Below are 10,083 nucleotides of genomic sequence, written 5' to 3'. Positions count from 1 at the left end.
TTCCTATTCAATCAGTTTGCCCTTCAGCCTTCGAGGTTACTCAATCCCTTCGCAAGGCTGCTGCGAAGGCCGGCGTCCTCCATATGCAGCCGCAGCCGCTGGTTATAGCCCCCCGGGGTGTTCAGTGCTTCGATCAGTTCCGAGCAGCCCGAAGCCCGCAGGCTGGCCGACACCAGCATCCGCAAAAAGGCCTCGCCCTGCGCCTTGTCCGAGACCCGGTCGCCGAGCCATTCCGCGGCATCCCCCACCAGGCGCGCCGCTGGTGAGAGCACAGCCTGAGCTGACAGATAAGCATTCAGTTCTCCCTCATCCTTAAGCACAAAGATCTGATTGTCCGGCTCGAAGAGACTGCCAAGCAGCGCGGTATTCCCCAGCGCCATGACCGGAGAGCCGCCCTGTGCGATGCCCGGAAAGGGGATCATAACTGCAACGGCTTCAGCCGGAGCGGCCAATTCTGCCACCCGGCCAATATCCGCACCGGCCATGAGGGAGACCACCTGCTGATCTTCGCGGAAGACCAGCTCCTTCAGAATGCCCTCAGCAGACTCAGCCATCAGGCCGAGGAAGATCACATCACTGGCGTCGATCACTGCCTGGTTTCCAGTAACGGTCACGTCCTCGAAAGCCTCAGCAAGCGCCGCGGACTGCGCCTTGCTGCGCTCCGAAACCGTAATCTGGTGGCCCTTGCCGGCCAGGCCCCGCACCACGGCAGAAGCAATGGTGCCGCATCCCAAAAATCCCAAACGCATATCAGATATCCTTCATCAGCCGCAGCGCATCATAAACCGCCGCATGGGTGTTGCGGGCAGAAACCGCATCACCGATGCGGAACAGCTGGAACTGCCCTTGCGGGTTGGAGACTATCTTCTGCGGCCGGCCCGCAATCAGTGCCCCTTGTTCGATCTCACCGCGATTGGACGACTGTTCCTTCAGGTCGAAGTACAGGTCATCCAGCGGCAGCGTCCCGTAGTTGAGAACCACCTGATCATAACCGGCCTCATACACATGACCGCTGTAGTCTGTCCCGATGGAGGCCGTCAGCTTATTACCGCTGCGCGCTACCTCCAGCAAGCGGCGGGTCACGGTGAAGGTGACGTCCTTGTCCTGCAGCGCCCGCATGTAGGGCACCAGGTTCATCGCCATGATGTCGGGGGCAAAGGTCCGGTCAGGCGTCATCACTTCTACTCTGGCACCAGCATTGGCGGCGATCTCTGCTGCCATCAGCCCAGGATGGTCGCCGCTCTCGTCATAAATCAGCACATTTGCGGCCGGTTTCACGTCACCGGAAATAATGTCCCAGGCAGAGACAACAAGCGAAGCCTCGCCACGGGTTTCGAACAGTTCGGTGTTTGGCAAACCTCCCGTCGCGACGACAACCACATCCGGGTTCAGCGCTGTCACGTCTGCGGCCTCAGCCCAAGTGCTGAAGCGGAACTCCACGTCCCGCGCGGCGCATTGAGCCATGCGCCAATCAATGATCCCGATCATTTCTGCCCGGCGCGGGTTCTGCGCTGTCAGGCGGATTTGGCCGCCCGGCTCTGCCGCAGCTTCAAACACGGTGACATGATGACCGCGCTCTGCCGCCACCCGCGCAGCCTCAAGCCCGGCGGGTCCGGCACCAACGATCACAATCTTCTTGCTGGCCTTAGCAGGCGCAATTTCATGCGGCATCGTCAACTCGCGGCCCGTCGCTGCATTGTGAATGCACAGCGCATCCCCCGCTTGATAGATCCGGTCCAGGCAATAGGTGGCCCCCACACAGGGGCGGATCTCATCCTCGCGCCCTTCCATGATCTTCTTCACCACATGCGGATCAGCCATATGAGCGCGGGTCATGCCAACCATGTCCAAAAGCCCCGCGGCAACCGCATGGCGGGCAGTTGCCACATCCGGGATGCGGGCGGCGTGGAATGTGGGCATGCCGGTTGCCTTCTTCACCTCTCCGGCAAAATCCAGATGCGGGGCTGATTTCATGCCCTGAACCGGGATCACGTCGGTCATCGCAGGATCAGTATGGATGCGGCCACGGATCACGTTCAGAAAATCCACCATACCGCTGCCCGCCAGGCGCTTGGATATCTCAAGGCCTTCTTGCGGAGTGATGCCACCCTTCTGCGCCTCATCCGCCGTGTAGCGCAGGCCGACGATGAATTCCTCTCCGACCCGGTCCCGCACGGCCTGCAGCACGTCCATCGGGAATTTCATCCGGCTCTCCAGCGTCTGGCCGCCGTATGGCCCGTCCAGATCATTGGTCAGCGGCGACCAGAACTGATCCATCAGATGGCCATAGACCTGGAGTTCGATCCCATCCATCCCGCCTTCTTTCATCCGCTCTGCTGCATCGGCGAAATCGCTGATGATCCGGGCGATATCCCAATCCTCGGCCAGTTTCGGAAAGGCGCGGTGCGCCGGTTCGCGGTGCCTGGACGAGCTGACAGAGGGCAGCCAGTCGCCTTTGTTCCAGCCAGTGCGGCGTCCAAGGTGGGTAAGCTGGATCATCACGGCGGCGCCATGTTCATGCACCTGATCCGTCAGGCTGCGGATCCACGGCACCACCTCGTCCTTATAGGCAAGGATATTGTTGAAGACCGGCGGGCTGTCCTTGCTGACTGCAGCAGACCCGGCGGTCATCGTCAACGCCACGCCCGCCTTGGCCCGTTCCGCGTGATAGGCGGCATAGCGTGCCTTGGGCATCCCGTCTTCCGGATATGCCGGTTCATGACTGGTGGTCATGATCCGGTTGCGAAGCGTCAGGTGCTTCAGCTGATAGGGCTGCAGCAGCGGGTCCTTGGACATGATGCGGATCTCCTGGAACGATGTCTGGGCAAGCGCGGCATTGGCGAGTCGCCAACCGTTCTTGACATATGTGTCAATTAAACATTCATACCTGTCAAGAAAAGTTGCCCCCGCCCTGCCCCGCTGTTATGGCTGCCACATGGACACTCAGGACATTACCCGCACCCGGCTGGGTGACGAAGACTGGCTATCAGCCGCTTACGAAGTATTGACCGAGAGCGGCGTGGAAGCCGTGAAGGTGATGCCACTGGCCAAGCGGCTTGGCGTGGCCCGCACCAGTTTCTACTGGCACTTCAAAGACCGCGAGGCGCTGCTGGAGGCGATGGTGCGGCGCTGGGAGGAAAAGAACACCGGCAACCTGATCGCCCGGTCCGAGGCTTATGCGGAAACCATTGCCGAGGCGCTGTTCAACCTGTTTGACTGCTGGATTGATGCAGGCCTGTTCGACTCCCGGCTGGATCTGGCGATCCGCAATTGGGCGCGCAACGATCCTGACCTGCAGGCACGGCTGGACCAAGCCGATACCCGGCGCGAGAAGGCACTAACAGAGATGTTCATCCGCTTTGGTTTCGACGCCGGCGTCGCACTGATCCGCGCCCGGGCGATGATCTACACCCAGATCGGCTATATCTCGATGCAGGTACACGAAAGCACGGAATACCGGATTTCACTTATGCCCGGCTGGGTTGAGGTTTTCACCGGCGCGCCGCCGTCAAAGCGGGATCTGGACCGTTTTTTGGCCCGCCACAGCTGATGTAACTTACCCTCGGAACACAGGCCGGCCGCCTGCCTCAGATATTCCGCTGGATAACCTCAAACGCAAAACGGGCGCGAGCCATCAGCTCCGCGCCCGTTCTGATCTCGCTCACACGCGGCCGGGATTACTCGGCAGCGATCTGGCTTTCTACCTTCTCAACCCGGACAGCCGAGAACTTGAACTCGGGGATCTTGCCATAGGGGTCGATAGCCGGGTTGGTCAGGATGTTTGCTGCTGCCTCGACATATGCAAAGGGCACAAACACCATGTCCTCGGCAATTGCCCGGTCAGCCCGTGCCATGATCTCAATCGAACCGCGGCGGGTGGACAAGCGCACCATCTCGCCCGGCTCCACGCCCATTGCCCGCAGGGTTTTGGGGTTGAGAGAACAGTTCGCTTCCGGTTCCACCGCATCCAGCACCAGGGAGCGGCGGGTCATCGACCCGGTGTGCCAATGCTCCAGCTGGCGGCCGGTGGTCATGATCATCGGATACTCCGCATCCGGCGCCTCATCCGGCGGGATCACCGAGGCCGGAGTAAAGCGGGCGCGGCCTTCGGGACGCGGGAAGCCATCGCCGAACACAATCGCCTGACCCGGGTCGGTCTCATGCAGCGACGGATAGGTGATGGTCTCGGTCTCCAGACGCTCCCAGGTGATGTTGTTCAGGGACTTCATGTTCAGCTTCATCTCGTTGAAGACTTCGCTGACGTCCTTGTAGTCCCAGGGCAGGCCGATGCGCTGCGCCAGTTCCACGGTGACTTTCCAGTCCTCACGCGCCTCACCCGGAGGCGCAACGGCGGGGCGCACCCGCTGAACCTGACGGTTGGTGTTCGACACGGTGCCGTTCTTCTCATAGAGCGCCGAGGCCGGCAGGATGATGTCGGCATAGTTCGCCGTCTCGGTCAGGAAGATATCCTGAACGATCATCAGCTCCAGCTTGGCAAAGGCGTCCCGTGCGTGGTCGGCATCCGGGTCGGACATCGCCGGGTTTTCACCCTGAATGTACATGCCCTTGATGTTGCCGGCATAAGCCTGATCGACAATCTCGGTCACGGTGAGGCCCTTCTCGTTCGAGAAGTCGCCGCCGCCCCAGACATCGGTGAAGCTCTTGCGCACATCATCCGAGGTCACGGTCTGGTAATCCGGCAAGAACATCGGGATCAGGCCCGCGTCGGACGCGCCCTGCACGTTGTTCTGACCGCGCAGCGGGTGCAGGCCCGCACCCGGCTTGCCCACATTGCCGGTCATCAGGGCCAGCGAAATCAGGCAGCGCGAATTGTCGGTGCCGTGAATATGCTGGGAGATGCCCATGCCCCAGAAAATCAAACCAGCATTTGCACCAGCAAAGATCCGCGCCACACGGCGCAGCTGGTCCGGTTCGATGCCGCAGATTTCCGACATCTTCTCGGGTGTGAACTGCTTCAGATGCTCTTTTTCAGCTTCCCAGTTCTCGGTCCAGCGGTGGATGTACTGGCTGTCATACAATTCCTCCTCGACGATCACATGCATGATCGCGTTCAGCATCGACACATCCGCGCCGGGACGGAACTGCAGCATTTCGGTCGCAAAGCGCCGCATGCCGACACCGCGCGGATCCATCACGATCAGCTTGCCGCCGCGTTTGGTGAACTGCTTGAAGTAGGTTGCAGCCACCGGGTGGTTTTCGATCGGGTTGGAGCCGATGATGATCGCCACATCCGCGTTTTCGATCTCGTTAAAGGTCGCGGTCACAGCACCGGAGCCAACGTTTTCGATCAGCGCCGCAACCGACGACGCGTGGCAAAGACGGGTGCAGTGGTCGACGTTGTTGTGCTTAAAACCCTGACGGATGAATTTCTGGAAGAGATAAGCCTCTTCGTTGGTGCATTTTGCCGAGCCGAAACCAGCAACCGATTTCGGGTCTTCATCGCGCAGCTTCATCAGGCTTTTGCCGGCCAGGTCCATCGCCTCTTCCCAAGTCGCTTCGCGGAAATGGGTGGAGAGATTGCCCGGGTCGACATTCAGGCCCTTGGCCGGCGCGTCGTCGCGGCGGATAAGCGGTTTGGTCAGGCGGTGCGGGTGATGGATGTAGTCAAAGCCAAAGCGGCCCTTGACGCACAGACGGCCTTCGTTTGCCGGGCCGTTGATGCCCTCAATATGTTTGACCTTGCCATCCTTGACCTTGAGCGAAACCTTGCAGCCGACGCCGCAGAACGGGCAGACGCTTTCGGTCTCGCTGTCATAGTCTTTCAGGTCGCCCTGACCTGCATCGTCCAGTACCGCAGAAGGCATCAGCGCGCCGGTCGGGCAGGCCTGCACACATTCACCACAGGCCACACAGGTGGACGCGCCCATCGGGTCGGCAATGTCAAATGTCGGATAAGCATCGTGGCCGCGTCCGGCCATGCCGATCACGTCATTGACTTGAACTTCGCGGCACGCGCGGACGCACAGACCGCAGGAAATACAGGCATCCAGGTTCACTGACATCGCCACATGGCTATCATCCAGCAGCGGGATGCGGCCCTCTTCCAGCTTGGGGAAGCGGCTTTCAGTGACGCCGTTCAACTCGGCCATGTCCCACATGTGGGAGGACTTGTCGTGCGCCTCTTCCTTCTTTGGCTGGTCAGCCACCAGAAGTTCCATCACCATCTTGCGGGCATTCTCAGCCCGCGCGTTATTGGTGGTGACAACCATGCCATCAGCAGGCTCGCGGATACAGGAGGCCGCCAGCGTGCGCTCGCCTTCGATCTCGACCATACAAGCCCGGCAGTTGCCGTCCGGACGGTAGCCCGGCTGCGGCTTATGGCACAGATGCGGGATCTTCAATCCGCGGCCGTTGGCGACTTCCCAGATGGTCAGGCCTGCGTCTGCCGTGACCTGTTCGCCATCGAGTGTGAAAGTGATTTTATCGCTCATGGCTTATACCTCCTCGGGGAAGTGTTTGATGGTCAGGCGGATCGGGTTGGGCGCTGCCTGGCCCAGCCCGCAGATCGACGTATCAACCATCGCGGCACTCAGCTCTTCCAACAGCCCCTGATCCCACTTCTTTTCGCCCATCAGCTTGACGGCCTTCTCGCAGCCCACCCGGCAGGGGGTGCACTGGCCGCAGCTTTCATCTTCGAAGAAGCGCAGCATGTTCAGCGCGGCGTCGCGGGCCGAGTCCTGATCGGACAGCACCACAACGGCAGCGGAGCCAATAAAGGTGCCATGCGGCTGCAACGTGTCAAAGTCGAGCGGGATGTCGTGCATCGACGCAGGCAGCAGGCCGGAGGACGGGCCGCCCGGCTGGTATGCCTTGAAGGCGTGGCCATCCAGCATTCCGCCGCAGGCCTCGATAACATCGGTGATGGTGGAGCCGGCGGGCAGCAGATGCACGCCCGGGTTCTTCACGCGGCCCGAGACCGAATAGCTGCGCAGACCCTTGCGGCCGTTCTTTTCAACCGAATTCAGGCATTCCGGACCTTCGCGGTTGATCTTGCAGACCCAATACAGGGTTTCGACGTTATGCACGAGGGTCGGGCGACCGAAAACACCCACCTGCGCTACAAACGGCGGACGGTGGCGCGGCTCGCCGCGCTTGCCTTCGATGGACTCGATCATCGCGCTTTCTTCACCGCAGATATAGGCCCCTGCCCCGCGGCGCAGATCGATGTAGCCTGCCTCAACGATGCCGGCGTCTTCCAGCGCCTTGATCTCGGTTGCGAGGATCTCCAGCACCGCCGGATATTCGTCACGCATGTAGATAAAGGCTTTCTCGGCCTCTACCGCCCAGGCGGCCATCAGCATCCCTTCAAGGAAGACATGCGGGGTGCGTTCCAGATAGTAGCGGTCCTTGAATGTGCCGGGCTCGCCCTCGTCGCCGTTCACGGCCAGGTAACGCGGGCCCTCGTTGGCGCGCACAAAGCCCCATTTGGTGCCGGACGGAAAACCAGCACCGCCCAGACCGCGCAGGCCGGCTTCTTTCACCTTTGCCTGAACCGCTTCCCAGTCGCCGTTGGCGCGCAGGTCTTTCAGCGTGGCGTAACCACCTTCAGCCTCATAAGCTGCAAAGGTTTCGTATTCGGGGACATGCGCGTGGGTATCATCCGCCGCGATCGCCGCTTCGACCTTTTCAACCGTGGCATGGTCGATGTGGTTGTGGCCGATTTCCAGAACCGGCGCAGTATCGCAGCGGCCCATGCAGGGTGCGCGCAGCACGCGGACCTGGGAGGCATCCAGCCCGTCTTCCAGCGCCTTTTGCAGCTGTTCGGCACCGGCCAGCTCGCAGGATAGCGAATCGCAAACCCGGATGGTCAGCGCGGGCGGCGGGGTCTCGCCCTCCTTCACCACATCGAAATGGGCATAGAAGGTTGCAACCTCATAGATTTCCGCCTGGCCTGTGCGCATCTCTTCGGCCAGTGCCCGGATGTGCGCGGCGCTGAGGCAGCCGTATTTGTCCTGAATCAGGTGCAGGAACTCAATCAAGAGGTCACGGTTGCGCGGGCGGTCACCCAGCAGCTCCTGAACCTCGCTCAGCGCAATGTCGTCAACCTGGCGGCCTTTGGGCGTCTTGCGCCCTTTGCCTTTGCCGGACTTCCATACGCCCTTGCTATCATCCAATGGTGCCATGGGGTCCTCCAGTCAGCACGTAATTCAACCCGAAATGCCATCAAGAATGAATATCGTCAAATCTAGAAAACCGATTGCACGATAAGCTGTGCTTATCACGCCATTTGCGGCATCCCATCGTCCACAAACGTCGCAACCACCTCTTTTAAAGCGCGCACAGTTGTGAGTTCCGGTGTCCGGTCCAGAGAAGCGATGCAAATCTGCCGGGTTTGTTCCGGCTTGTTCAACGTCAGCACCCGGGTTCCGCCGAGGTTTCCCAAGGCTTGCATCAACGCACGCGGCAGAATCGTCGCCACCGAACCTTCACGTGCCAGCACCATCGACGCCATGAAACCGTTGGATTCGGACACAATCTCCGGCTTCAGACCCAGATCGGCAAAGATCCGGTCCAGAATGCGGCGGTTCTGCATTTGCTGATCCAGCAAGCTGAGCGGCAGCTCTGCCGCATCAGCCCAGCTGATCGCATCGCCCCGGTCCGCCACCATCTGCTCCGGCGCCAGCAGAACATAGCTTTCCTCATAGAGCGGCTGAACTGTCACCAGATCCCGGCCCATGCTGTCGGAATAGGTAATCCCGGCATCAATTGTACCATCATAAAGGCGCTGCTGAATAGCCAGCGATGTGGTGACTTCGACGCGGGCCAGGATCCGAGGATAGGCCTGATGCACCTGATCCACCAGCTGCGCGGCCCAAGCGGTGGCGGTCGGCACCACCCCCAGCACCAGAGTGCCAGTCACTTCGCCGCGGGATGCCGCAATCTCCTGCTCCAGCGCCTTGGCATCGTCCAGGATCGAGCGCGCCCGGCGCACAATCATCATGCCCTCCTCGGTCAGCCCTTGGAACCGGTTGGCCCGGCGCACGATGGACAGACCCAGCCGTTCCTCCAGATTGCGGATCCGCATCGAAAACGCGGGCTGCGAAATACCGCAATCAGCAGCGGCCTTGGCGAAATGCTGATGCCGCGCCAGCGCCGTCAGCAACTGAAGGTCTTTAAGTTCGATCATGACCGAACCTTACGCTGCCGCTGCCGCACCGCGCAATGGGATCTGCTGCGCCCTCAAGAGCCGCTGCGCGCTTCGGCCTGACGAACAGCGACGCCGAATAATTCGGTCAATTCTTCCAGGGTTTCCGCAGCGCTGTGCAACCGTCTGGTTAGATCCGGGTGCCCCGCCAATGCCTGCAGCAGCAGGCGTCCACGGATATCCTGCAGTCTCTCTGACACATGGCAGCCTTCCTCAGTCAAGCTGTAGGTGACTCCGGAGCGGCCCGCCCCTTGTTTGCGGGTCAGCCCGGCAGAGGCGAGTTTGCGCAAGGAATACTGAATGTTGGGAATGTCGGTCCGGTTGGTGGCCCGCGCCAGTTCCTTGATCGTTTTGGACTGGCTGCCCTTGCCGATTAACTGCAGCAGAGTAATCTCTGCACTTGCCAAGGACACGGTGCTGAGCAGCTCAAAACTGCCCGCTTGCCATCGGGTCAAACCCTCTCCCGCCCTTTGAATCGCCATCTCCAGCATATGCAACCCGCCATCCGGCGACATCTCAACAGCCGTGTCAGCGGCCAGGCCGGCAGTCAAACAAGATAAAGGGGAACGGTCGACTTTGTTATCCAACGAACAACTCCGGAAAAAAAATAAATTATAGCTGCCCTGAAAAGGCATGAAGACAGCGGATCAGAAAATGTCTCTGCCCAAAGCCGCCTGTCTGGCAACGGCATGCAGTCAATCCCTGCATGTAGCGGCGGCGTCGGAAGTCCTTCTGAAAAACCAACTCAAATTACCCGCAACATATCCAACCAATTCCAAGAGATTTCAATACCCGGCGTCGCCATCTGTTGCGCAACATCGGCAACAAAGAGGGGCATGCTCCGGTGCCCCTCGGCTACCAGGCGACAACCATGTCGTGGGGCGGCATCTTCCCTGCGATCCATGAGCCTCCCCCAA

At 60.5% G+C, this 10,083-nt stretch carries 7 protein-coding genes; 1 reads left to right on the top strand and 6 read right to left on the bottom strand.

Features of this window, described 5'->3' with window-relative positions:
- Positions 1-23: 23 nt before the first annotated feature.
- Positions 24-749 (bottom strand): NAD(P)-binding domain-containing protein, encoded by a 726-nt coding sequence (locus L1069_RS22880; RefSeq protein ID WP_237457176.1) that lies wholly within the window; start codon positions 747-749, stop codon positions 24-26.
- Between the two features lies 1 nt (position 750).
- Positions 751-2,796, bottom strand: a complete 2,046-nt coding sequence (locus L1069_RS22875; RefSeq protein WP_237457175.1) for an NADH:flavin oxidoreductase — start codon at positions 2,794-2,796, stop codon at positions 751-753.
- A 139-nt stretch (positions 2,797-2,935) separates the two neighbouring features.
- On the opposite strand from L1069_RS22875, the gene L1069_RS22870 reads away from it, so the two are divergent.
- Positions 2,936-3,550 (top strand): TetR/AcrR family transcriptional regulator, encoded by a 615-nt coding sequence (locus L1069_RS22870; RefSeq protein WP_129369429.1) that lies wholly within the window; start codon positions 2,936-2,938, stop codon positions 3,548-3,550.
- A gap of 127 nt (positions 3,551-3,677) precedes the next feature.
- On the opposite strand, the gene fdhF is transcribed toward L1069_RS22870, so the two are convergent.
- The 4 genes from fdhF to L1069_RS22850 all read right to left on the bottom strand — a co-directional run bounded on the left by fdhF (position 3,678) and on the right by L1069_RS22850 (position 9,801).
- Positions 3,678-6,452 carry a formate dehydrogenase subunit alpha gene (gene fdhF, locus L1069_RS22865; RefSeq protein WP_129369428.1) on the bottom strand — a complete coding sequence of 925 codons (2,775 nt, stop codon included), beginning with the start codon at positions 6,450-6,452 and terminating at the stop codon, positions 3,678-3,680.
- A gap of 3 nt (positions 6,453-6,455) precedes the next feature.
- Entirely contained in the window at positions 6,456-8,144 is a 1,689-nt protein-coding gene (locus L1069_RS22860) for an NAD(P)H-dependent oxidoreductase subunit E (RefSeq protein WP_237457174.1), read from the bottom strand.
- Positions 8,145-8,239: 95 nt separating this feature from the next.
- Complete coding sequence (locus L1069_RS22855; RefSeq protein ID WP_237457173.1) at positions 8,240-9,148, bottom strand: LysR family transcriptional regulator; 909 nt, start codon at positions 9,146-9,148, stop codon at positions 8,240-8,242.
- Between the two features lie 53 nt (positions 9,149-9,201).
- Entirely contained in the window at positions 9,202-9,801 is a 600-nt protein-coding gene (locus tag L1069_RS22850; RefSeq protein WP_237457172.1) for a winged helix DNA-binding protein, read from the bottom strand.
- Positions 9,802-10,083 lie beyond the last annotated feature (282 nt).

This window comes from Leisingera sp. MMG026, from assembly GCF_021654205.1.
Taxonomy (GTDB): Bacteria; Pseudomonadota; Alphaproteobacteria; order Rhodobacterales; family Rhodobacteraceae; genus Leisingera.
Note: the sequence above shows the minus strand (reverse complement) of the source record. Positions and strands in the feature narration are given on the sequence as shown.

Coding starts and splice junctions, on each gene's coding strand:
- L1069_RS22880 (WP_237457176.1), bottom strand. CDS start 749: ATGCGTTTGGGATTTTTGGGATGCGGCACCATTGCTTCTGCCGTGGTG.
- L1069_RS22875 (WP_237457175.1), bottom strand. CDS start 2,796: ATGTCCAAGGACCCGCTGCTGCAGCCCTATCAGCTGAAGCACCTGACG.
- L1069_RS22870 (WP_129369429.1), top strand. CDS start 2,936: ATGGACACTCAGGACATTACCCGCACCCGGCTGGGTGACGAAGACTGG.
- fdhF (WP_129369428.1), bottom strand. CDS start 6,452: ATGAGCGATAAAATCACTTTCACACTCGATGGCGAACAGGTCACGGCA.
- L1069_RS22860 (WP_237457174.1), bottom strand. CDS start 8,144: ATGGCACCATTGGATGATAGCAAGGGCGTATGGAAGTCCGGCAAAGGC.
- L1069_RS22855 (WP_237457173.1), bottom strand. CDS start 9,148: ATGATCGAACTTAAAGACCTTCAGTTGCTGACGGCGCTGGCGCGGCAT.
- L1069_RS22850 (WP_237457172.1), bottom strand. CDS start 9,801: ATGCCTTTTCAGGGCAGCTATAATTTATTTTTTTTCCGGAGTTGTTCG.